Here is a 22,901-nt window from a genome sequence, read left to right as displayed (position 1 = left end):
GTCAGCGCGGAACAGCCTGGGGCACCGGCCGGGTGCGTGCATCCTCGGATGCCGCCAGCGTCTGCTCCCACATCTGCAGGTAGGTCTCGGCGGAGTTGTACAGCGTGTCCAGCGCCGCCTGCCCGCCTTCCAGACGGATCTCCTCGACGATGTCGGCAATCATGCCGTAGTGGTACATGCCGGACTCGTTCACGTCCCAGATCCGCCCTTCGGCGCCGGGCACCGCGAGCAGCTCGACGGTGATCGGGGCAACGCCATCGAACTGCGGCCCCCAGCCCTCGCCCTCGAACATCTGGAAGGGATAGCTGACCGGCCCGGTCTCCATGATGCGCGCCATGCCGCGCGGCCCGGGCAAAGTGCGCAGGCCGTTGGCATCGGCACCGTAGCCGGCCGACAGCGGCCGATCGGTGCCCGACTGCGTCCACTGCTCGGCCAGCCGGGCCAGAAAGTCGACATGGCCCTTACCGTTCTGGTTGATCGGATAGATGATGCCGCCCTGCGCGATCAGCTGACGCGCCTGCGCATTCGTCAGGCCGCCCTGCGCACCATGACCGGACACCATCGGGTACGCCGGCTGCGTGGTCGCCGCATGGTCGAGCATGATCTGCTTGCTGCGCAGTTCTGCATGGTCGATGTCGATGACGAAGCCCTTCTTCATCAGCTTGTCGATCGCGTAGATGCCCAGGTCGGTGACGTCGCGGGCGTTGCACTGGCGACCGCTGCGCAGCGTCGGCGTCAGGCCGTCGGTGAGGCCGAGCAGAAGGTCGGTCAGCGGATCGTTGCCCAGCATCAGCGGATCGGGGAAGGACGTCAGGCCGGCGTCGTAGAAGTAGCTGTCGCCGTTGCCGCCGTCCTCGCAGTTGTAGGTCTCGAAGAAGCGCCCGGTGCCGATGAAGTTGAAGAACTCCAGCACGTTGGACGCCGAGAACAGGCCGGCGCCGCCCAGCGCGCTGTCGATGTCGTGGTAGGGGAAGACCTGGCGGACGCCCAGATCCCAGATCCGCTCGACCTCGGCATCGATCTGCTCCCTGCTGCACATCGGAATCTCGCTGCCGTCCGGCAGGAAGGTGACGTTGCAGCCGAAGAGATTGGAGAACTCCAGGCCGGGCACGACGGCCAGCTTGCCGTCGGCGATCACCTGGCGTGCCTGCGCGGGGCTCTCGACGATGCGGAAGAAGCCCTTGCCCGGACCGCCGAACTGGGCGTCGATGTAGTCCTGGATGTCGTACAGATACTCGACCTGCTGAACGCCGACCGGCATGTCGCGGCACTCGATCTCGGCCGGGTTCTGGCCGCGGGTCGCACCGGTGGCCTGCGCCACCTGGCACAGCGCCTCGATGTTGGTGCCGTGGATGGTCATCAGGCGCAGACCGGACATCCACGCACGCTCGACCCAGCGCCAGTACATCTGCTGGTGCAGCATGGAATCGTGGAACGGCCAGTTGACGAAGCTCGGCCAGCCTTGGGTGTCGTGGGTCTGCCCGGGCGTCATGTCGAGGATGAGCGCCTCCGGGTCGGTAATGCCGTCCGGCCCATGCAGCGCGGAGCAGTCCTTCAGGGCCTCGGTGACGCCGAAGCGGTTCACCGCCTGGCCGTACATCACGCCGCCGGCGGACGGACCGACGTTGCGGCTGCCGTCCGACATCTCGCTGCCCATCGCCATGTGCGTGTGCACCTCGGCAAAGCCCAGCGCAGGGGCGTCGACACGGCCCTTGAAGGTCTCGCCGATCACGCCCAGCGGCATTTCCGGGTATTCGGCGCAGCCGGTCGCGCGCTCGAAGCGCAGCGCCGCCGGCGAACTGCCCAGAACCAGCTGCCCGTCGTCGGCGACGGCGAGCACGCCATCCAGCGTGGCGGCGTTCAGCGCATCGCCGGCCTCGGAGAAGGTCCAGTCGGAACCGTCTTCCGGCGCGGACTGCGGTACGGCGGCCACGCCGGCGTCGCTTGCCGTCAGCAGCATCCCGTCCGGGGTATAGAACAGGTAGCGTGCGAGGTTCGCCGCACGCATGTAGAAACGCTCCGCGTCGTCGGCGCCGACGTCACGGGCGGCGAATCCCTCGCCGTCGCGCACCACGTAATCGCCATCGGCGCGCATGACCCAGCACTGGTTGAACAGGTCGTACCGCCCGAGTGTCGTGGGGGTCGGGTTGCCGCCCCCGTCGCCCGGCGGCGTCACCGCAGGGCTGCTGTTGCCGCAGCCCGCCAACACCAGCGATGCGAGTGTGGCCGCAAGCAGCGGCATACCGAAACGCGTCGTGCGCGCGGGCGCGCGAGTTTCCTGAATCATCATCCGAAGTCTCCCCGGGAACGGCCGGAACGTTCGTCCGACGCGCGCCGCTGAAATAATGTTGTCGCCAGCCGATGGTAGTGTCGATCAACGCGACAGACCATCGCAAATATGGCTCCAGTACGGTTGCCGGGCATGCGGGGATGCGCCCGACCTGCATGACCGCACGGTTCTGGACTACCGTAGCCGGCTCGAACCCCGACCGCTCCCTGACGACGATGAACCTCCAGCGACTGGGTCTGTGCTGCGCCGCGCTGCTGCTCGCCATCGGCCTGGCCGTTCCGTTTGCGGCGATCGCGCAAAGCTTCGACGCACTCCAGGGCAAGCACTATCGGCTGCAGGTCCGCAGCCGGCTGGACCCTATTGCGCTCAACCGCCTGCACGCCTGGGAGCTGGAACTGCGCGACCGCGACGGCGCGCCGGTGCCGGGTGCGACCATCACCGTCGACGGCGGTATGCCCGCGCACGACCATGGCCTGCCGACGGCACCGCGCGTCACCGAGATCCTCGGCCCCGGTCGCTACCTGCTCGAAGGGATGAGGTTCCAGATGGGCGGTGAGTGGGCGCTGCACTTCCGCATCGTCGCGGCACCCGGCGCGGAGACGCTGACGCTGGAATTCGCACTCTGACGTGAAACGGCACCCCGCAAGCAGCACGATGACCGGGCGGGCGCTCATCGGCAGTCTGATCGGCGGCCTGATCGTCGCCCTGCTCGCAGCCTGCGGCGACCGCGGCCCGGCAGCGGAGTTCTGGATGCCGGCGGAACTCGGCGCCATCCGCTCGCTGTGGATCGGCAGCCTGCCGCCGCTGCCGCCCTCGCCCGGCAACCCGGTGGCCGACGATCCGCGCGCGGTCGAAATGGGCCATCGGCTGTTCTTCGACCCGCGACTCAGCGCGAACGGTGCGGTGGCCTGCGCGAGCTGCCATCGGCCCGAACGCAACTTCAAGGACGGGCTCGCCCGCTCGCAGGGTCTGGGTCAGACCCGGCGCAAGAGCATGAGCGTGGTGGCAGCGGCCTACAGTCCCTGGCTGTTCTGGGACGGCCGCCGCGACAGCCTCTGGGCGCAGGCGCTGGAACCGCTGGAAGACCCGGCGGAACAAGGCCTCGGCCGGGTGGACCTCGCGCGACAGCTGGGCGACGACCCCGACTACCGCCGCGCCTACGAGAATCTGTTCGGTCCGCTGCCCGATCTCGGCGATCGTGCGCGCTTCCCGTCCGCCAGCCCGAACGGCGATGCCGGGCAGCGCGCCGCCTGGGCGACCATGACGCCGGAGGACCGCCACCGGATCTCGACGGTCTTCGCCAACGCCGGCCGGGCGCTGGAGGCGTACCAGCGCCGGCTGCTGCCGGGGCCGGCGCCGTTCGATGCATTCGCCGAAGCGCTGCTGGCCGGCGATCAGGCCCGTGCCAACACCCTGCTCAGTGCCGACCAGCGCCAGGGTCTCAGGCTGTTCGTCGGCCGCGCCAACTGCATCCACTGCCACAACGGCCCGCTGTTCGCCAACAACGAGTTCCACAACACGGGCGTGGAAGCGCCGGGCACCGCGCCGGCGGATCGCGGCCGCGCCGATGGCGTGCACCTGCTGCAGGCCGATCCTTTCAACTGCCTGGGCCCGTTCAGCCCGGCGCGTTCGCAGGACTGCGGCGAACTGCGTTTCGTCAAAAGCACCGGCACCGAGCTGACGGGCGCCTTTCGCGCCGTGAGCCTGCGCAACGTCGCCGATACGGGGCCCTACATGCACAACGGCCGCTTCACGACGCTGACCGAGGTGGTCGACCACTACAACCGGGCGCAGTCCTCGGGCATCAGCACCGATCTGGAACCGCTGCGGCTGACGGCCGTCCAAGTTCAGCAGATCGTGGCGTTCCTCGACGCGCTGAGCGCTCCGCTGGCCACGCCGGAACGTCTCTTGCGAGCCCCGGCTCGCGCAGATCGCGTATCGGGCCATCGCGAGGACCCTGCCACGGAATCCGCTCCGGCAGCGTCGCGGAATACGCCACGCCTATGACCGTCATTTGAACAATCCATTTTCTTAATGGCCCCGACTTGCATAAGCTTGTCGCCCATTCACCACCCAACCCAAGAGGAAGCACGCATGTCGCTGATCAACACGACCGTCCCCGCGTTCAAGGCCCAGGCCTTCCACAACGGCAAGTTCGTCGAGGTGACCAATGAGACGCTGAAGGGCAAGTGGTCCGTCCTGATCTTCATGCCGGCGGCCTTCACCTTCAACTGCCCGACGGAAGTCGAGGACGCCGCCGCCAACTACGACGAGTTCCAGAAGGCCGGCGCCGAGGTCTACATCGTCACCACCGACACGCATTTCTCGCACAAGGTCTGGCACGAGACCTCGCCGGCGGTCGGCAAAGCCAAGTTCCCGCTGGTCGGCGATCCGACGCACCAGCTGACCCGCGCCTTCGGCGTGCACATCGACGAGGAAGGCCTGGCGCTGCGTGGCACCTTCGTCATCAACCCGGAAGGCGTGATCAAGACCCTGGAGATCCACTCCAACGAGATCGCGCGCGACGTGTCCGAGACGCTGCGCAAGCTCAAGGCCGCGCAGTACACCGCCGCGAACCCGGGCCAGGTCTGCCCGGCCAAGTGGAAGGAAGGCGCCAAGACCATCGCGCCGTCGCTGGACCTCGTCGGCAAGATCTAAGGCCGCGTCCCGTCATTCCCGCCGCGTCGAAGGCCACGGGCCTTCGCGTGGCGGGACGTAGGGCGGCCACCGGTCGCCGTTGGCGGGCACGGCCCGCCCTACGGCCCGCGCCAGCGGGCATGACGGGATTGTTGTGTCCGTCGTCCGCCTTTCGTCATCAGGAGCTGAAGTCATGTTGGATACCGATCTCAAGGAGCAGTTGAAAGCCTATCTCGAGCGCGTGACGCGCCCGATCGAGATCAAGGCCAATCTCGACGACAGCGAGGCTTCGCAGGAGATGCGCAGCCTGCTGCAGGACCTTGCCCTGCTGTCGGACCAGATTCACGTGCAGGAGACACACGAGGCGGACGAGCGCACGCCGTCGTTCACGCTCGGCACGCCGGGGCAGGACATCCACCTGCGCTTCGCCGGCATCCCGCTCGGCCACGAGTTCACGTCGCTGGTACTGGCCCTGCTGCAGGTGGGCGGCCATCCGTCCAAGCTCGCGCAGGACGTCATCGAGCAGGTGAAAGGCCTCGACGGCGACTACGTCTTCGAAACCTATTTCTCGCTGTCCTGCCAGAACTGCCCGGACGTGGTGCAGGCGCTGAACCTCATGGCGGTACTCAATCCGCGCATCCGGCACGTGGCGATCGACGGCGCGCTGTTCCAGGACGAGGTCGAGCAGCGACAGGTCATGTCGGTGCCCAAGGTGTTTCTCAACGGCGAGGACTTCGCCTCCGGCCGCATGGGCGTCGAGGAGATCCTCGCCAGGATCGACACCAGTGCCGGCGCACGCGATGCCGAGAAGATCCGGGCCAAGGCGCCCTATGACGTGCTGGTCGTCGGTGGCGGGCCGGCCGGTGCCGCCGCGGCGATCTACGCCGCGCGCAAGGGCATCCGCACCGGCGTCGCCGCCGAACGCTTCGGCGGCCAGGTGCTCGACACGATGGGCATCGAGAACTTCATCTCGGTCAAGGAGACGGAGGGACCGAAGCTGGCCGCGGCGCTCGAGGAACACGTGCGCCAGTACGACGTCGACATCATTAACCTGCAGCGCGCCGAGAAGCTGATCCCGGCCGGCGCCGACGGACTGGTCGAGGTGCAGCTCGCCAACGGTGCATCGCTGAAGTCGAAGACCGTGGTGCTGTCCACCGGTGCGCGCTGGCGGCAGATGAACGTGCCGGGCGAGGACGAGTACCGCAACAAGGGCGTGGCCTACTGCCCGCACTGCGACGGCCCGCTGTTCAAGGGCAAGCGCGTGGCGGTGATCGGCGGCGGCAATTCCGGCGTCGAGGCGGCGATCGATCTCGCCGGCATCGTCGCGCACGTCACCCTGATCGAGTTCGACGCCAAGCTGCGCGCCGACGAGGTCCTGCAGCGCAAGCTGCGCAGCCTGCCCAACGTGAAGATCATCGTCTCGGCACAGACCACCGAGGTCAGCGGCGATGGCCAGAAGGTCACCGGCCTGGTCTACAAGGACCGCGTGTCGGGCGAGTCGCACACGATCGAGCTCGAAGGCATCTTCGTGCAGATCGGCCTGCTGCCGAACAGCGAGTGGCTCAAGGGCACGGTTGCGCTGTCGCCGCGCGGCGAGATCGAGGTCGACGCGCACGGCCGCACCTCGGTACCCGGCGTCTTTGCCGCCGGCGACGTCACCACGGTGCCCTACAAGCAGATCGTCATCGCCATGGGCGAAGGCTCCAAGGCCGCGCTCTCGGCCTTCGACCACCTGATCCGCACCTCGGCCCCCGAGGCCGAGCGCAAGGCGGCCTGAGGCCGGACGGCGCCGTGCGCTACGCGGTGTCGTAGCGCACGGCGACGATCTCGAGCTGCTGGCGTCCGCCCGGCAGCACGACCTCGACGACCTCGCCCTCGCCGCGGCCGAGCAGCGCGCGCGCAACCGGCGAATCGACGCTGATCAGCCCGGCGCGGGCGTCGGTCTCGTCGGCGCCGACGATGCGGTAGCGCCGTTCGTTGCCGTCGTCGTCGACGATCTCGACCCAGGCTCCGAAGTAGACCTTGCCGTCGCTGCGCGTCCGCACCTCGACCACGGTCACCTCCTGCAGGCGCATGGTCAGGTACTTCAGGCGCGCGTCGATCTCGCGCAGCTCCTTCTTGCGGTACTGGTATTCCGCGTTCTCGCTGCGGTCGCCCTCGGCCGCCGCCGCGGCCAGCGCGCGCACGACCTCAGGGCGCCGCACGCGCCAGAGCTGTTCGAACTCCGCTTTGAGCCTCGCGTGCCCGTCGGCGGTGATGTGCGGCGAGGACTTCGCCGACGGCGGACGCCAGCGCCCCACTCCGGTGCTCCGCTCAGGCCAGCGCCGAAAGATCGTCGGGCAGGAACAGGTCCGGCGCCAGCGCGCTGTCGGGCGTGCCCGGCACCGCGGCGTAGGCCGAGAAGTCGGTCTGCCCTTCGGCGCGGAGGACCAGCTCGTCGATGCAGTAGCGCCCGGTGAACTCGCGCGACGGCTTGCTCAGGATCACCTGCGCAGCGTCGGCCATGATCTCCGGCGTGCGCGACATCTTCGTGATCGCGTCACCGCCGACCATCGTGATCGCCGCGGTCGCAATCGTCGTGCGCGGCCACAGCGAGTTCGCGGCGATACCGTCGCGCTTGAGCTCCTCGGCCCAGCCCAGCGTGCACAGGCTCATCCCGTACTTGGCAATCGAGTAGGCCACGTGCGGTGCGAACCAGCGCGGGCGGAAGTCCAGCGGCGGCGACAGGGTCAGGATGTGCGGGTTCGACGACTTCTTCAGGTGCGGGATGCACAGCCGTCCGCATAGGTAGGTCCCGCGCGCGTTGATCCCGTTCATCAGGTCGTAGCGCTTCATGTCCGTGGCCAGCGTCCCGGTCAGGCTGATCGCGCTGGCGTTGTTGACCAGCACGTCGATGCCACCGAAGGTCTCGACGGTCTTGTCGACCGCGGCCTGCACCTGCGCCTCGTCGCGGATGTCGCAGACAATCGGCAGCGCCTTGCCGCCGGCGTTCTCGATGTCCTCGGCCGCCGTGTAGATCGTGCCCGGCAGCTTGGGATGCGGCTCCGCGGTCTTGGCCGCGATGGCGACGTTGGCGCCGTCGCGCGCCGCGCGCACGGCGATCGCAAGGCCGATGCCGCGCGACCCGCCGGTGATGAACAGCGTCTTGCCTTTCAGGCTCATGGGACTCCCCTTCTTCGATGATGTCGGTCCGGTCAGGCGACGAACGCTAGCGCGTCGCCGGTGGCGCCGCACCCTGCAAACGGATAGGACCGAGCGCCCTACCCGTCCCGGCGCGGAAGCGGCGGCAAGGCTACTGGATCATTGCCGTGGCGCGCGCCAGGCGCTCGGCCTGGATCCGGTTGAGATTGCGGTAGATCACCGCCGCGATGCGCGGATAGCGCTGTCGCAGCCGCTCCAGGTCCTGCGAGTCGAAGCGCAGCAGGCGCACCGGCGTCAGCGCGTCGACATTCGCCGTGCGGCGCTGACCGAAGTAGCCCGCCTCGCCCATGACCGCGCCGCGCGCCATCGCCGCCAGCGCCTTGCGGTCGCCATTGCGCTCGACCCAGACCTGCAGGGTCCCGTCGACCACGACGTAGATGTCGCGCGCCGAATCGCCCTGGTTGATCACGCGGGCGCCGGTGGGATGGGTCTCCAGGCGCGACATCAGCGCGAAGACGCGGGCCTGGCGCAGGGACAGCCCGGAGAACAGCGGGATCGTGTGCTGCGGCGACTGACCCAGGTCGAGGCGCAGGATGTCCCATAGGGTGACGATGCGCAGGCGCGAGCCCAGCGCCGGCGTCAGCGTCACGTCCGAGACCCAGGCCAGCACGATGGTGAATGCGGCCAGCGCGCCGAACTGCACCTGGTTGCGCAGCTCGCTGCCGGTGAACACGAGAAAGCCCAGCGCGAGCGCGACGGTGGTGAACGTGACCGGGCGCAGCACCGAGGCCAGCGCGCTCTTGACCGCCGCCTTCTCGCTGGCCTTGGCACGCGCATCGTGATTGAAGCGGGTGAGAAAGTGGATCGTGTCGTCGACGGCGATGCCGAGCACGACGCAGGCGATCAGGCTCGTGGTCGGACTGAGGGTGATGTCGAGCGCGCCCAGGGTGCCGAAGTACAGCGCCACCGGCAGCGCGTTCGGCAGCATCGACAGCAGTGCCGAGCGCACCGAGGTGAACATCAGCGCCAGCATCGCCCAGATCACCGCGAAGGCGACCAGCAGCGAGGTGAGCTGCCCCGAGGCGATCTCGTTGACGGTACGCGTCGCCAGCACCGGGCTGCCGGTTACCTGACCGTTGAGCGGCGGACTCATCTTCTGTAGCCGCGACTCGGTGCGCCGCACGAACTCGGCGATCTCGATCGATGCGTCGACACGGATACGCACCGCGATCAGGGCGGTGCGGAACCTCGAGTCGATCACGCGGCGGATCTCGTCGCTGCCGCCGAACACCAGCAGCTGCTTGACCGCGGTGGCGTCGTCGGGAATCCGGTGGAACGCCGGATCGCCGTCGTTGAGGTTGCGGTTGATCAGCTTGAGGTGGTCGACGTACGACACCGTCGCCCCGACTTCCGGCTGCTCCTCGAGCCAGTCCTGCAGCGATTCGACCTCGCGGATCAGCGCCGGATCGGTCAGCGCGTCGTTGACGTAGGTCTCGATGAGGATCGACACCAGATTGGCGCCGCCGAAGGCACTGTTGATCGCCTCGTAGTCGACGCGCACCGTCTGGTCGGCGTCGAAGCCGTTGATGTACTCGGTGCCGACGCGAATCTTGCTGGCGTAATACAGGTCGACCGGCAGCGACAGCACGGCGATCGCAATGATCCAGTTGCGCCACTTCAGGTCGAACACCGCGAGCTTGCGTGCCTTGCGCGCAAACATCGCCGCGCCGAGCGGGCGACGGCCGCCCTGCGGTCCGATCAGCGTCAGCAGCGCCGGCAGGAACAGCAGGCTCAGCAGCACGGACAGGCCGACGCCGAGCGAGGACAGCGCCGCGAATTGCGCGACGGCGGGCAGCGAGCCGGGAATCAGAGCAAGAAAGCCGGCCACGGTGGTCGCGCCGGACAACGTCAGGCTCGCGCCCATGCGGCGATAGACCCGCTCGAGCCGGTCGCGTTGCTGCTCCGGGCGCCGCGGATGAAAGTACTCGGCGAGCACGTGCACGGTGTAGGCCAGGCACAGCGTCGCCACGAGCACCGGGACCAGCGTGGTCACCAGGTTCAGCGACAGTTCCAAGGCCGAGGCGATCGCCAGCGTCCACAGCACCGCCAGCGCGACCGTCAGTGCGGCGAAGACGACTGTCGGCAGACTGCGGAAGGCGGCGAGCAGCAGGATCACGACCAGCGCGAAGATCGCGGGAATCGTGAACTTGAGCGTGCGCAGGATCGCGTCGGTGGTCGCCGCCTTGATCACCGGACTGCCGGTCACCCAGACCTGTTCGGCGCCGGTGATCTCGTGGGCCATCGCGCGGATGCGGCCGGTGTAATCCTCGGCGCGAAAGCGGGTCTCGTCGAGATCGGCGAAGCTCAGCGCGAACGCCGCGACACGGCCGTCCTCGGACACCAGGGCGTCACGATAGATCGGGTTGTCGGCCACCTGCTGGGCGAAGCCCGCGACCGCCGCCGGATCGGCGCGCGCCTGCGCGGCGAAGGTGCTGAGGTTGATGCCGAACTCGTCGGCCACCGGGTTCTGCACGTTGGCGATCGAGACGACCTGTCGCACCCCCTCGAGCTCGGCCAGGCGCCGCGTCAGACGGTCGATGCGTTCGATGTTCCCGGCGGTGTAGACATTGCCGAGTTCCACCGCGAGCAGCACCGGATCGGTCTCGCCGAACAGCGCACGCACGCGGTCGAACAGGGCCCGATCCTCGTCCTGCGGCGGCAGCAGCCGCTCCAGCGACGGATCGACCCGCAGACGGATCTGCCCCGTGCGGGCGTCGAACAGCGTCGCCGCCGCCAGCACGGACAGCGCCAGCACCGCGCAGACCAGCGCGAGCGGATGCGCCGCCAGCGACGAGAGCAGCCGCTGCATCAACTGCCGAGATAGAAGGTCTGCGGATTGAAGTAGCGCCCGGCGAGGTCGACGTCGCTGCTCACGCCGAGCACGCGCAGACTCGTACTCGTGCCCTCGACCAGATCACTCATCGTTGCCCTTCCGACGTACCAGTGCTTGCCGGCGCGTGCCAGCGAGGCCGGGTCGGCGGACCAGCGCTTGCGCACCGTGCTGCCCTCGTAGAAATCGGCGCGAAGGCTCACGCAGGTCTGCTGGTCGACCCAGACCTTCATGCTGGCATAGCGCGAGTCCTCGGCCGGATCGGGCACCAGGGTCAGCAGGTGGACCGGCCGCCCGTCGAGTTCGCCCTGCCCGTCGACGGCACCGCCGCCGGCCGAGAACGCGTTGTTGATCTGCTTGACGTCGCCGTAGGACAGGTCGGTGCCCCACAGCGAGCCGTCGCTGCCGGTTCCGGTGATGCGACGCACGCGCTGCAGCGCGGGCACGTACATGTACATCTCGTCGCCATCGCCTTTCTCGCGCAGCAGGTAGGCGGCGCCGGCCAGATCCGGCGGTGCGGCGATCTTCAGCGACGTGCGCAGCTGCTCCTTCTCGCGCTGACCGTACAGGCGACCGCGCAGCACGCGCTTGCTGCCCACGCGATCGACCGCCGTGAGTTCGACTTCCTTGATCTGCACCGACTGCGGCACGTTCGCGCGCATGCACGACAGCACGGCGTCGAGCGGCTCGTCGGCGAACGCGAGTGTCGTCGGCATTGCCGCGAGCATGACGGCCGCGAGCCGCATGCGCGCTTTTCCCTTGCCCATGGTCTCTCCCCGGCTGGCCCCGGATTCAGGCCGATTCTCGCATCCCCGTCCGCTCTTGAGTATCGGCCTGCGCCAGGCGCGCGGCGTGCACCTGCGCACCGATCGCCAGGAACGCGCTGCGCGCGTGGCGACATTCGCTGCGCGCGACGGCGGCATCGGTGGCCCAGTGCGCACGGGCAAGGTGCCACCAGGGACGGAAACCCTCGGCGCCGCAGAAGTCGATCAGTGCCTCGACACGCTGCAGGCCCTCCACCGCCTCGCTGCGGCGCTCCGCGGTCGTCGGCAACCGCAGCCAGGCCAGCCACGCGGCGATCTCCCAGATCCGCGAGCCGGCTCCCTGGGCACTGCGGCGCGCCGCACGCGCGCTCGCCTCGGCCGCGATCTCGTCGCCGGCCGCCAGCTGCGCCTGCGCCAGAGTCGCGAGCAGATTCGCTTCGAACTGGTGCGCGAGGGCGCCCTTGGCCACCAGCGGCAGGGCCTCGTGCAGCAGGGCCAGCGCCTCGGCGTGGCGCCCGTTCAGACTCAGCGCGAGCCCGTGCGCACGCAGGGCCACCGCGCGGAAGAACGGACTGCCGAACTTCTCGGCCTGTTCCAGCCCGGTGCGCGTGTGCATCAGCGCGCCGCCGTCGTCGCCGCCGAGCAGCGCCAGATCGACGGTGCTCGCATAGATCCAGCTCGCCATGCGCTGGCCACGTGCGGCGAACTCGATCGCCGCCTGCTGATGTCGGCTGGCCTCCTGCAAGCGCCCCATCCACGCCAGCATCAGGCCGTAGAAGCCGCGCGACAGATAGTTCTCCTCGTCGACCGCGCGCGTGCGCCAGTCGCCGCCGGCGCGGTCGAGAATCTCGACGATGCGGCGCAGGCGCCCGGCTGCATTGAAGGTGATCAGCACCGCCACGCGGAACCGGTTGATCAGCTCGGCACGGCCGTGGGCGAAGCACAGGTCCATCGCCTGCTCGTGGATCTGCGCCGCCGCGTCCACCTGGCCGCGGTGCATCAGTTCGTTGCCGTAGGAGATCTGCAGCTCGGCGTCGGCGCCGACATCGCCGCAGCGTCGGGCCAGCGCGCGCGCCTCGGCATAGACCCGCTCGACCGTCTCCTCGCCCACCGGCGCGAACTGTGCGATGCGGATCAGTGCCGCACGGGCGGCGATGCGGCCGAGCAGCACCTCCGGCGACTCCTCGGCCCGGTCGAAATGCGCCAGGGCCAGCCGCGCCTGCTCGACCGTGCTGGGCATGTCCTGCGACACCAGCCAGCGCGAGGCCGTGAGGTTCCAGGCGCCGGCCCGGGCCCACTCGCCGGCCCGCTGCCAGTGCAGTGCCACGGCGAGCGCGCCCGCGGACGGCTCGGCGTCGAGGCCGCCGCAGCGGCTGGCGAGCAGCCGGGCGAGGTCGGCGTGCAGCGCCCGCCGGCGTGTCTCGAGTTGGCCGCGGTAGGCCACTTCCTGCATCAGCGGATGACAGAACGCGCTGCCGCCGTCGTCGCGGTCGTGGACGAAGCCCAGATCCTGGAGCGCAGCCAAGTCGGCCTCGGCGTCGCCGCTGGCATCGAGCGCATCGAGAATCCGCGCATCGAACTCCAGACCGACGACCGCGGCGGTCTGCAACCGCGCGCGCAGGGCATCCGGCAACCGGTCGATGCGGGCGGCCAGCAGCGCCTGCACGCTGTCCGGTAGCGGCCACTCGTCGATGGGCCGCCGCAGCGTCCAAGCCCGCGGACGTCCTTGCAACCAGCCGCCATCGACCAGCGCCTGCACCGCCTCCTCGACGAAGTACGGATTGCCGGCGGCGCGCTGCACGATGATGTCGGCGACACCCTCGAGCGACGGGTCCTCTCCGAGCAGCGTCGATGCCAGGCGATGCAGCTGCGCAGGGCGCAAGGCGGTCAGCGGCAGGGCCTCGTCGACGAAGGGCTGCAGCCATTCCGACGCGTAGTCGTTGCGGTGATTCATCAGCAGCAGGCAGGCCCGTCCGCGCACCGCCTCGCACAGGCGCGGCAGGAACGCCTCGCTGGCGTGATCGAGAAAATGCAGGTCCTCGATCAGCAGGATGATCGGCCCTTCGTCGCAGGGCAGGTACTGGGCCAGCTCGTCGAGCATGCGCTGCTGCATCGTGACGGCCGCATCCGGCGTGCGGTCGTCGTGCTCGCCGATGCCGAGGAACTCGAACAGCGGCGGCAGCAGCGCGGCGTTGTCCGGGCTCTCAAGCAGCAGCGCACCGGCGATCCAGCGGCGCGCATCCGTCGGCGCGGCGTCGTCGGGTACGCCGAGCTTGCTGCGCAGCAGTTCGCGGAACGGGAACATCGGCAGGCGGCTCGCGTAGGGCACTCCGCTGCTGCGATGGACCTTGACGCCATCGCGCTCGCAGGCGCGCACGAACTCGTGGCACAGGCGCGACTTGCCGATGCCCGCGTTGCCGACGACGGTGACCACCTGGCCCTGCCCGCCGCGGGCGCGCTCCAGTGCTTCGGTGAGACGTTGCAGCTCCGCGTCGCGACCGATGAACGGGGAGCCGCTGCGCGCGAGACTGCGCTGCAGGCGCGTACGCAGGCCGGACTTCGCCGCCTCGAGCTCGAACACCTCGACCGGCAGCTCGACACCGGGAATCTGGGTCGCGCCGAGATTGCGCAGGCGGAAGCGGTCGTCGATCTGGCGCGCGGTCTCGCAGGTGGCGTAGACCAGTCCCGGCTCGCAGATGTTCTCGACGCGTGCCGCCAGGTTCACCGTCGGTCCCTGCGCGGTGTAGTCGTGGCGCAGGTCGTCGCCGATGCGGCCGACGACGACTTCGCCGCTGTTCAGGCCCACGCGCATCGACAGGTTGAGACCGTGCGCCAGGCGCAGCTCGTCGGCATAGCGGCGCACTTCCTGCTGCATCTGCAGGGCCGCGTAGGCGGCGTGGCCGGCGTGATCCTCGAGCGCGCGCGGCGCGCCGAACAGCGCCATGATGCCGTCGCCGGTGTACTGGTTGATCGTGCCCTCGAAGGTGTGGACGACGCGCGCGAGGATGCCGAAGAAACGGTCGAGGACCTGGTGCCAGAGCTCCGCGCCGGCCTGCTCGGCCAGCCGGGTCGATCCCTTGATATCGGCGAACAGCACCGTCACGCGCTTGCGCTCGCCCTGGAGCGCCGCACCCTGGGCCAGCGTGCCGGCCAGGTGCGCCGGCGTGTAGGCGGCGCGTGCCGGGGCATCCAGACGGCTGCCGCACTGGTTGCAGAAGCGCGCTCCGGCCGGATTCTCCGTCCCGCAGCTTCCGCACTGCCGTGCCCCTGGCTGATCCATCCATCACCTCCTGGCCCATCATAGCCCGGGCGCATTGACTTGGCCGTGCCGATGCTCCACGTTGCCGCCACAGCCAGCAGTCAGCCAGCGGGGAGAAGATCCAACATGATGCTCGTGGTCGGTGCAGGAGCGGTCGGCACCATCCTGTGTGCCCATCTGACGGCCGCGCGGCGCGAGCCGGCGAAGCTGTACGTACGGGAGAAGGACGTCGAGACCCTGCAGACGGTGCAGACCCTGCGCGTCGAGCACGCCGGCGCCGGCCATCCGCCGATCGTCGCGCCCAAGCCGCAGCTCACGCGCTCGCTGGCGCTCGACGACATCGACTACCTGCTGCTGTGCGTGAAGTTCCCGCAGCTCGACGCCGTGCTCGACCAGCTCGGCGACGTGCCTCAGCGCTGCAGCATCGTCTCGACGCTCAACGGCGTCGGCGCCCTGCGGCGCATCCGCGAGCGCTACCCGGACGCGCGCACGGTACCGATGACGATCATGTTCAACGGCCAGTTGCTGGAGCCGCTGCACGCACGCATCACCACGCGCCCGCAGGTGCTGATCGGCAGCGACGACGAACGCCTGCTGCGCGCCTTCGGCACCGGCATGCAGGTCACGCGCGTCGCCGGCGAATCGGCCGCCTGGGGCAAGCTGCTGATCAACCTCGCCAACGCGATCTGCGCGCTGACGCACACCACGTTCAAGGACCTGCTGACGCACCCGGACCTGCGCGCCATCTATGTCGCCGTGCTCGACGAGGCGATCCGCCTGCTCGACGCCGCCGGCATCGACTACAAACTGCCGATGCCGATCCCGTACGGCGTCTACCGTGCGCTGCTCGGCGGCCGCACACCGCTACCGTGGTGGTTCGCAAAACTGCGCAACGGCCTGCAGGAAGGCTCGTATCCGTCGATGGTCGCCGACGTCGATGCCGGGCGGCCGACGGAGATCGGCCAGCTCAACGGCGAGATCGTCTGCCTGGGTCTCGAACACAAGGTGCCGACACCGGTCAATGCGCGGATCATCGGTCTGATCCAGAAGTTCGAAGGGCAGTCGCCGCCGCCCTACCTTACGCCGGCGGCGTTGCGGCAGCGCCTGGGCGTCTGATCAGGCGTTGCCGACCCGCTGCGGCGGCCCCCTGAGCGTGACCCATTCCTCGGCCAGCGTCGGGTGTACCGCCATCGTCGCGTCGAAGTCGGCCTTGGTGGCCCGCATGCGCAGCGCGATCCCCAGCAACTGCGCCATTTCACCCGCGTCCGGCCCCAGCATGTGGGCGCCCAGCACGCGCTGCGTGTCGGCGTCCACGATCAGCTTCAGTAGTGTCCGCTCCGGGCTGCCGCCGAGGGTGGCCTTGAGCGGGCGGAACCGCGCACGGTAGATCTCGATCCGCGGATGCGCCGCGAGCGCCTGCGCCTCGCCCAAGCCGACGGTACCGAGTTCCGGCGTGCTGAACACCGCCGTCGGAATCAGCGCATGGTCCACCGTCGCCGGCCGGCCACCGAACACCGTGTCGGCGAAGGCATGACCTTCGCGGATCGCCACCGGGGTCAGGTTGACGCGATCGGTGACATCGCCGACCGCGTAGATGCCCGGCACCGAGGTGCGCGACGCCGCGTCGACCTCGATCGCACCGCCGGCCTTCACGGCGACACCGGCCGTGTCGAGGCCGAGTCCGGCGGTCGCCGGCTCGCGGCCGATCGCCAGCAGCGCGTAGTCGGCCTCGAGCATGCTGCCGTCGTCCAGACGCACGCTCAGCCTGTCGTCGTGCGATGCGAACGCGGCCGGCCGCACGCCGAGCCGCACGCCGATGCCGCGCGCTTCCATCGCCTCGCGCAGCGCGGCGGCGAGTTCCTGGTCGAAACCGCGCAGCAGTTCCGGCCCGCGGTGGACCAGCGTCGTCTGCACCCCCAGTCCGTGCATCAGGCAGGCGAATTCCACGGCGATGTAGCCGCCGCCGACGACGATCAGGCGCTGCGGCAGTGCCGGCAGAGCGAACATGTCGTCGGACACGATCACGCGCGGATGCGCGGCCCACTCCGGGTCGCGGCGCGGCACACCGCCGGTCGCGATGAGGATGTGTGCGGCGCTGACGTTGTGGCCATCGGCCAGACGCACGGCCTGCGTGCCCGACAGTTGCGCGCGCTGGCGATAGAGCGTCACACCGGCCTTTTCCAGTCCTTCCGCATACAAGCCTTCGAGGCGTGCGATCTCGCGGTCCTTGTTCGCGATCAGGGTCGGCCAGTCGAACCGGGGCGCTCCGATCTGCCAGCCGAAACCGGCAGCGTCGTGGAACTCGTCACTGAAACGCGAGGCATAGACCAGCAGCTTCTTCGGCACGCAGCCGCGGATCACGCAGGTGCCGCCGAAACGGTCCGCCTCGGCAATCGCCACGCGCGCACCGTGGCCGGCGGCGATGCGCGCGGCACGCACGCCGCCGGAGCCGCCGCCGATGACGAACAGGTCGTAGTCGTGTGTGGACAAGCTGCGCTCCGCGCGACGGGTGTGCGGCGCACTGTAGCCGCCCTGCCCGTTGCGGCGCACGCCGCCGGCCCGTCAGGCCAGCGACAGCGCAGGATCGCGGCAGGCTGTCCGCCAGGAGTCTGGGCGGTAGGAACCTGGCAGGCGAGTCAAAGCGGTTTCGAGGCGGGTTTCGCGTTGGTTCTCGGCCAATAGCGGGTTCTATTGGCCGAGAAGCAGCGCGCAAGATGCCCGAAACGGCGAAGCCGCAGCCGCCTGCGTTTCTACCGCCCAGGCTCCTAGGTCCGCGTGTCGGGACAGCCTCCGGCGTCGAACCGGCGCAGGGTCGCCGCGATGTCGTCGGCCAGACGCGCCAGCGCCTGCTGGTGCCCGGCGACCAGCGCGTCGATGCCGGCACCGACGTCTTCGCGATAGCGCGCGTCGCAGGTGCGCACACTGCGGTCGTCACGCCGCTCGACGCTCCAGCCGGCGTCGAGCAGCGCATAGTCCGCCGGTACCGAGTCGAACCGGCCCACGCGCACGCGGACGCGGTACAGCGGCAGCGAGGCCGGCGACGCCAGCCGGTAGACGTCGCGCACACCCAGTCGCGCCGACAGTCGTGCCGACAGCGCGGTACGCAGTTCCTCGCCCAGCGGTGCCGCCCAGCGCCGCGTGTCGACCGGCTGCAGCGCGCCGCTGCCGCTGCGCAGCACCAGTTGCGGCACGTCGACCTGCTCGGGCACGACCACCGGCAGCAGTTCGATGGCGTAGCCGGACTCTGCCGGCACCGGCGTCGCCTCCGCCGGCGCCAACAGCGTGTAGAACTGCGTCGGCGCGCGGTTCGCGCACGCCGCCAGCGCGGACACGACGGCCAGCACGCAGGCGGCGCGGATCGAAGCAGGCAATCGGATCATGGCGACTCCCCGGCAGCGGCGGGCGGAAGCTCTTCCTCGGCCTTGCCCCGGATCAGCGCCTCCGGATGGCGCTGCAGGTAATCGGACAGGGCGCGCAGCGAGCGCCCGGCACGCTCGACCTGGCCCAAGGTCTGCCGCAAATCCTGCTGCAGGCCGGAATCGTCGGCGAGCAGGGCGCGGTTGGCGTTGTCGATCGCACGTTGTGCCTCGACCAGCGTCCGCGTCGCCTCCGGTGTCAACTCGCCTTCGAGGCGCTTGAGCAGATCGTCGGCACTGCCGATCGCGTCGCGCAGGTTGTTGCCCAGGTCCTCGAACGGCACCCGGCTGAGCTGTTCGACGACGCTGGCGATCTGGTCCTGCAACTGCGCCAGGCTGCCGCGCACGGTCGGAATCTCGATGACGCCATCCGCCGCGACGACCTGGCCCACCGAGCGGCCGCGCGCCCGACGCGAAAGCTCCAGTACGACGTAGAGCTGCCCGGTCAGCAGGTTGCCGCTGCGCAACTGTGCCTGCAGGCCGTCGCCGATGAGCGCGGCCAGCACCTGGGTGTCGCTGCGCTCCTCGTCGGCGGCCTTGCGCAGGCTGTCGTAGCCGCGGCCCAGACGCTTCGGAAACAGGCGCGCGACGACGTTGCCGTACAGCTCGCGCTTGTCGCTGTCGTATTCCAGTTCGACCGACTCGACGGTGCCGAACTCGACGCCATGGAAGTCCACCGGCGCGCCGACCGCGAGGCCGCGGATCGAATCGGCGAAGCGCATGCGCACGCGCACCGGCCGGCCGGATGGCGGCGCCAGCGCCGTCGCCCGGTCCTCGTGCAGCCAGTACGTGGTGTTGGGCGGCGCCGGATCGCCATCGCTGGGCGTCTCGAAGGCAACACCGCCGGCCAGCACCGAGGCCAGCGACTCGGTGTTGACCTGCAGGCCGCTCGCGCCGAGCGACAGGTCGATGCCGCTGGCGTTCCAGAACCGCGTATCGGCGGTGACGAAGCGGTCGTAGGGCGCGTCGACGAAGACCTGCAGCGTGACGCCGTTGCCGTCCTCGTTGAGCTCGTAGGCACCGACGCGGCCGACCTGGATGCGACGGTAATAGACCGGCGAGCCGACGCCGAGCGAACCGAGCCCGAGGCTGCGCAGGACGAAGGACGTGCCGACGCTGTCGCTGGTCACCGCCGGTGCGGTCTCGAGTCCGACGAACTCGCGTCGCGGCTCGTCGGACTTGCCGACATCGACGGCGATGTAGACGCCGGACACCAACGTGCCGAGCCCGGAGATGCCGCCGGTATCGACCCGCGGACGCACCACCCAGAAGCGCGAATCCTCCACCGCGAGGTTGGCGGCATCGCGATCGAGCTCGACGGAGACGATCACGGTCTGCAGGTCCTCGCTCAGCGAGATCCGCCGGACCGTGCCGACGACCACGTCCTTGTAGCGCAGCTCGGTCTGCCCGGCCTGCAGGCCCTCGGCGGACTCGAAGGTGATCTCCAGCGTGACGCCGGCCGACAGCACGGCGCGAACCACCAGCGCGACGCCGATCAGCGCGGCGACGATCGGCACCAGCCACACCAGCGACGGCATGCCGCGCCGCTTGTGGCGGATCTCCGGCGGCGGCAGGTCGCCGGGGTTCAGGTCGGTGGGGGAATCCGATGCGCTCACGTGCGGTCCTTGCTCATGCTTCGCGCCGAACGCGGCGCGGTGGCTCACTGTCCCAGATCAGACGCGGATCGAAGCTCTTCGAGGCCATCATCGTCAGCACCACCACTGCGGCGAACGCGACCGCGCCGCCGCCCGGCTGCACGTCGGCCAGACCCCGGAAGTGTACGAGGCCGACCAGCAGCGCGACGACGAACACGTCGAGCATCGACCAGTAACCGATGAATTCGATGAAGCGGTACAGGCGCGCGCGCTCGGCCTGCCGCCACGCGGAACGCCGCTGCGCCGTCACCAGCAGCAGCGCCAGCACCGCGATCTTCGCCAGCGGCACGACGATGCTGGCGACGAACACGATCACCGCAATCTCCGGCGAACCTTTCTGCCACAGCGCGATGACGCCCGACAGGATCGTGTCCCAGCGCTCCTCGAGCAGCGTCGAGGTCTTCATGATCGGAATCAGGTTCGCCGGTAGGTACAGGATCGCCGCCGCGATCAGCAGCGCCCAAGTGCGCGACAGGCTGTCGGCCTTGCGTTGATGCAGGCGCACGCCGCACCGCCGGCAATGGCAGCGCAGACCGGGCGCCGCAGCGCGGTACACCGCGCCGCAGGCGTGGCAGCGCAGCAGGCCGAGTTCGCGCGCGCTGATCACGGCGGACATGCGACGCCCTCCCCGGCTTCGCAGTCGGCCGCGAGATCCCACAGTTCCTGCAGGTCAAAGGTGGTCAGCAGCGTCAGCAGCACGGTCAGCGCGGCGAGACCCCAGAGCCCGACGCCGGGCGCCAGCTCGGACTCGGCCGCGAGCTTGACCGCGGACACGAGCACGCCGACCAGGAAGACCTCGACCATGCTCCACGGGCGCGTGTGGCGGATCGCATGCATCACCGGCACGAATCCCGCCGGCACGCTGCCGGCCCGCAGCGGCAGCAGGACGTACAGGAACATCAGGATCTGCGTCAGCGGTAGCATGAACAGGCTCAGCGCGGCGAGCACCGCGACCAGGCCGACGCCGGCGTCGTAGGTCGCCAGGATCGCGTCCCACAGCGTGACCTGGGCGCGGGTCCCGCCCAGCTCCATGATCAGCACCGGATAGACGTTGGCGATGACGAAGGTGATCAGGCCACCGAAGGCGATCGCCAGCATCGCATCCAGATCGAGCCGGCGGTTGCGGTACAGCTCGGCACCGCAGCGACGGCAGTGCGCGATCTCGCCGGACGCGAGCGGCCGGCGCTCGTACACGGCGTCACAGCATTCGCAGATGGTCAGGGGGGTGGTGGCCAAACGGGACATCCGTTTCGTCGGCGTCGCGGCGACGCTCCGTCCGAGTCTAATGCATGGCCCCATGCGCGGCGCGACGCCGGCAGCGTGCCGGCGCCGGGCTGCAAGGGTTACAGCCAATACCGTCACAATCGGTCATCATGCGCCCCCTGAAAGCCCGCCGGCCGGGGCCGCGGGCGCCCGTCAACCCAACCGACCCACCGCCATGATCCCGTTCCCGATCCAGGTGTTCTTCTACCGCCTGTTCATGCTGGCGCTGAAGCTCTCGACCAAGATTCTGAACTTCCGCCAGCCGGAGCTGCACACGGGCCCGGGCTCGTCGCTGAAGCTGTGCGAGGCCATCGCCGGCTCCGGCGTGAAGCGGCTGCTGGTCGTCTCGGACGCGATGCTGGTGAAGATCGGCCTGCTGCAGCCGATGCTGGATCGGCTCAAGGCCCTCGACGTGCACACCGTGCTCTACGACGGCGTGCAGCCGGACCCGACGATCGAGCAGATCGAGACCGGACTGGCCCTGCTCAGGCGCGAACAGTGCACGGCCATCCTCGCCATCGGCGGCGGGTCGTCGATGGACGCGGCCAAGGTCATCGCCGCACGTGCGACCAACCCGCACAAGATCGCGTGGATGGCCGGCCTGATGCGCATCCTGTTCAAGCCGATGCCGCTGTACGTGGTCCCGACCACCGCCGGCACCGGCTCGGAGGTGACGATCGCCGCGGTCGTCTCCGATCCGGCGAACACGCGTAAGTTCGCGATCATGGACCCCAAGCTGGTCCCGGTGGGTGCGGCGCTCGACGGCCAGCTGATGACCGGGCTGCCGCCACCGATCACCGCGGCCACCGGCATGGACGCCCTGACCCATGCGGTCGAGGCCTACATCTCGCGCAACGCCACCGCGGCCACCGATGCCGAGGCGCTCGAAGCCACGCGCCTGATCATGCAGAACCTGCCGCGGGCGATGGCCGACGGCAGCGACCTCGACGCGCGGCAGAACATGGCACTGGCCTCCTACAAGGCCGGCGTGGCCTTCACCACGGCCGGCGTCGGCTACGTCCACGCGATCTCGCACAACTTCGGCGCGCGCTACCACGTGCCGCACGGGCTCGCCAACGCCATCGTCCTGCCCTACGTGCTCGACTACTCGAAGCCGGCCTGCACGCGACGCCTGGCCGAACTGGCGGAGGCCGGCGGCCTGCGCCAGGGCAGCGAGACGGAGACCGAGCTCGCCGACAGATTCGTCAGCCATATCAGAGCCTTGAACGAACAATTCAAGATTCCACAGAAAGTCGAGAAGCTGCGCGCGGAAGATGTGCCGGCGATCACCGACGCCGCGCTCAAGGAAGCGCACTGGACCTACGCGGTGCCGCGCTACATGGATCGGCCCACCTGCGAGACCCTGGTCCGGCAGATGCTGGCCTAGGAGTCTGGGCGGTAGGAAGCTGGCAGGCGAGGCAAAGCCGCAGCCGCCTGCGTTTCTACCGCTCAGGTTCCTAAAGCACCGTTCCGCCGACGCGCCGCCACCGGGGCGCCGGTCAGGCGCCCGCCCGGCGCTCTGTAAGATTTCCCCCTGTCGCCGCCGCGCGCGGATTGGCACACTCGCGCCGCCGCCCGGGCCCGCA

General features: G+C 69.4%; 17 protein-coding genes. 6 read left to right on the top strand and 11 right to left on the bottom strand.

Going from position 1 to position 22,901, the window contains the following annotated elements:
• Position 1: 1 nt before the first annotated feature.
• The gene (locus C8D93_RS09250; protein WP_146216557.1) at positions 2-2,287 is read right to left on the bottom strand and encodes a peptidase M19; all 2,286 of its coding nucleotides are present in this window, start codon (positions 2,285-2,287) and stop codon (positions 2-4) included.
• Positions 2,288-2,445: 158 nt separating this feature from the next.
• Between C8D93_RS09250 and C8D93_RS09245 the strand changes: the two genes are divergently transcribed.
• The 4 genes from C8D93_RS09245 to ahpF all read left to right on the top strand — a co-directional run bounded on the left by C8D93_RS09245 (position 2,446) and on the right by ahpF (position 6,704).
• Entirely contained in the window at positions 2,446-2,916 is a 471-nt protein-coding gene (locus C8D93_RS09245) for a FixH family protein (RefSeq protein ID WP_211307276.1), read from the top strand.
• 1 nt (position 2,917) lies between these two features.
• Positions 2,918-4,297: a cytochrome-c peroxidase gene (locus C8D93_RS09240; protein ID WP_146216556.1), complete on the top strand. Its 1,380-nt coding sequence runs from the start codon at positions 2,918-2,920 to the stop codon at positions 4,295-4,297.
• 87 nt (positions 4,298-4,384) lie between these two features.
• Entirely contained in the window at positions 4,385-4,948 is a 564-nt protein-coding gene (gene ahpC / locus C8D93_RS09235; RefSeq protein WP_110264901.1) for an alkyl hydroperoxide reductase subunit C, read from the top strand.
• A 172-nt stretch (positions 4,949-5,120) separates the two neighbouring features.
• Positions 5,121-6,704, top strand: a complete 1,584-nt coding sequence (ahpF, locus tag C8D93_RS09230; RefSeq protein ID WP_110264900.1) for an alkyl hydroperoxide reductase subunit F — start codon at positions 5,121-5,123, stop codon at positions 6,702-6,704.
• A gap of 19 nt (positions 6,705-6,723) precedes the next feature.
• Here the strand turns inward: ahpF and greB are convergent, their stop codons facing one another.
• The 5 genes from greB to C8D93_RS09205 form a co-directional block, all read right to left on the bottom strand.
• Positions 6,724-7,227: a transcription elongation factor GreB gene (gene greB, locus C8D93_RS09225; RefSeq protein ID WP_110264899.1), complete on the bottom strand. Its 504-nt coding sequence runs from the start codon at positions 7,225-7,227 to the stop codon at positions 6,724-6,726.
• A 13-nt stretch (positions 7,228-7,240) separates the two neighbouring features.
• The gene (locus tag C8D93_RS09220; RefSeq protein WP_110264898.1) at positions 7,241-8,089 is read right to left on the bottom strand and encodes an SDR family oxidoreductase; all 849 of its coding nucleotides are present in this window, start codon (positions 8,087-8,089) and stop codon (positions 7,241-7,243) included.
• Between the two features lie 130 nt (positions 8,090-8,219).
• Positions 8,220-10,937 (bottom strand): MMPL family transporter, encoded by a 2,718-nt coding sequence (locus tag C8D93_RS09215; RefSeq protein ID WP_110264897.1) that lies wholly within the window; start codon positions 10,935-10,937, stop codon positions 8,220-8,222.
• Positions 10,937-11,725 carry an outer membrane lipoprotein-sorting protein gene (locus tag C8D93_RS09210; protein WP_170123974.1) on the bottom strand — a complete coding sequence of 263 codons (789 nt, stop codon included), beginning with the start codon at positions 11,723-11,725 and terminating at the stop codon, positions 10,937-10,939. Before C8D93_RS09210 ends, C8D93_RS09215 begins: the two co-directional genes overlap by 1 nt.
• Before the next feature lie 25 nt (positions 11,726-11,750).
• The gene (locus C8D93_RS09205; RefSeq protein ID WP_110264895.1) at positions 11,751-15,002 is read right to left on the bottom strand and encodes an adenylate/guanylate cyclase domain-containing protein; all 3,252 of its coding nucleotides are present in this window, start codon (positions 15,000-15,002) and stop codon (positions 11,751-11,753) included.
• 105 nt (positions 15,003-15,107) lie between these two features.
• On the opposite strand from C8D93_RS09205, the gene C8D93_RS09200 reads away from it, so the two are divergent.
• Positions 15,108-16,097: a ketopantoate reductase family protein gene (locus tag C8D93_RS09200; protein ID WP_170123973.1), complete on the top strand. Its 990-nt coding sequence runs from the start codon at positions 15,108-15,110 to the stop codon at positions 16,095-16,097.
• Here the strand turns inward: C8D93_RS09200 and gorA are convergent, their stop codons facing one another.
• The 5 genes from gorA to C8D93_RS09175 form a co-directional block, all read right to left on the bottom strand.
• Positions 16,098-17,471, bottom strand: coding sequence for a glutathione-disulfide reductase (gene gorA / locus C8D93_RS09195; RefSeq protein WP_110265108.1), 1,374 nt, complete (start codon positions 17,469-17,471; stop codon positions 16,098-16,100).
• A gap of 275 nt (positions 17,472-17,746) precedes the next feature.
• Entirely contained in the window at positions 17,747-18,361 is a 615-nt protein-coding gene (locus C8D93_RS09190) for a PqiC family protein (protein ID WP_110264893.1), read from the bottom strand.
• On the bottom strand, positions 18,358-20,013 hold the full coding sequence (locus C8D93_RS09185; RefSeq protein ID WP_245903863.1) for a PqiB family protein: 1,656 nt from the start codon (positions 20,011-20,013) through the stop codon (positions 18,358-18,360). Before C8D93_RS09185 ends, C8D93_RS09190 begins: the two co-directional genes overlap by 4 nt.
• Positions 20,014-20,026: 13 nt before the next feature.
• Positions 20,027-20,668, bottom strand: coding sequence for a paraquat-inducible protein A (locus C8D93_RS09180; RefSeq protein ID WP_110264892.1), 642 nt, complete (start codon positions 20,666-20,668; stop codon positions 20,027-20,029).
• Positions 20,656-21,297: a paraquat-inducible protein A gene (locus C8D93_RS09175; RefSeq protein WP_110264891.1), complete on the bottom strand. Its 642-nt coding sequence runs from the start codon at positions 21,295-21,297 to the stop codon at positions 20,656-20,658. Before C8D93_RS09175 ends, C8D93_RS09180 begins: the two co-directional genes overlap by 13 nt.
• 193 nt (positions 21,298-21,490) lie before the next feature.
• Here C8D93_RS09175 and C8D93_RS09170 point away from each other — a divergent pair, with 193 nt between their 5' ends.
• Positions 21,491-22,702, top strand: a complete 1,212-nt coding sequence (locus C8D93_RS09170) for an iron-containing alcohol dehydrogenase (RefSeq protein WP_110264890.1) — start codon at positions 21,491-21,493, stop codon at positions 22,700-22,702.
• The last annotated feature ends 199 nt before the right edge of the window (positions 22,703-22,901 follow it).

It is taken from the genome of Sinimarinibacterium flocculans, from assembly GCF_003201205.1.
In the GTDB taxonomy this organism is placed as follows: domain Bacteria; phylum Pseudomonadota; class Gammaproteobacteria; order Nevskiales; family Nevskiaceae; genus Solimonas; species Solimonas flocculans.
The sequence above is the reverse complement of the archived record's forward strand: the minus strand, read 5'-3'. Positions and strand labels throughout refer to the sequence as shown.

Excerpts from the sequence above, each read along its gene's own strand:
- C8D93_RS09250 (WP_146216557.1), bottom strand. The coding sequence starts at position 2,287 with ATGATTCAGGAAACTCGCGCGCCCGCGCGCACGACGCGTTTCGGTATG.
- C8D93_RS09245 (WP_211307276.1), top strand. The coding sequence starts at position 2,446 with ATGACCGCACGGTTCTGGACTACCGTAGCCGGCTCGAACCCCGACCGC.
- ahpC (WP_110264901.1), top strand. The coding sequence starts at position 4,385 with ATGTCGCTGATCAACACGACCGTCCCCGCGTTCAAGGCCCAGGCCTTC.
- ahpF (WP_110264900.1), top strand. The coding sequence starts at position 5,121 with ATGTTGGATACCGATCTCAAGGAGCAGTTGAAAGCCTATCTCGAGCGC.
- C8D93_RS09220 (WP_110264898.1), bottom strand. The coding sequence starts at position 8,089 with ATGAGCCTGAAAGGCAAGACGCTGTTCATCACCGGCGGGTCGCGCGGC.
- C8D93_RS09215 (WP_110264897.1), bottom strand. The coding sequence starts at position 10,937 with ATGCAGCGGCTGCTCTCGTCGCTGGCGGCGCATCCGCTCGCGCTGGTC.
- C8D93_RS09210 (WP_170123974.1), bottom strand. The coding sequence starts at position 11,725 with ATGGGCAAGGGAAAAGCGCGCATGCGGCTCGCGGCCGTCATGCTCGCG.
- C8D93_RS09205 (WP_110264895.1), bottom strand. The coding sequence starts at position 15,002 with ATGGATCAGCCAGGGGCACGGCAGTGCGGAAGCTGCGGGACGGAGAAT.
- C8D93_RS09200 (WP_170123973.1), top strand. The coding sequence starts at position 15,108 with ATGATGCTCGTGGTCGGTGCAGGAGCGGTCGGCACCATCCTGTGTGCC.
- C8D93_RS09190 (WP_110264893.1), bottom strand. The coding sequence starts at position 18,361 with ATGATCCGATTGCCTGCTTCGATCCGCGCCGCCTGCGTGCTGGCCGTC.
- C8D93_RS09180 (WP_110264892.1), bottom strand. The coding sequence starts at position 20,668 with ATGTCCGCCGTGATCAGCGCGCGCGAACTCGGCCTGCTGCGCTGCCAC.
- C8D93_RS09175 (WP_110264891.1), bottom strand. The coding sequence starts at position 21,297 with ATGTCCCGTTTGGCCACCACCCCCCTGACCATCTGCGAATGCTGTGAC.
- C8D93_RS09170 (WP_110264890.1), top strand. The coding sequence starts at position 21,491 with ATGATCCCGTTCCCGATCCAGGTGTTCTTCTACCGCCTGTTCATGCTG.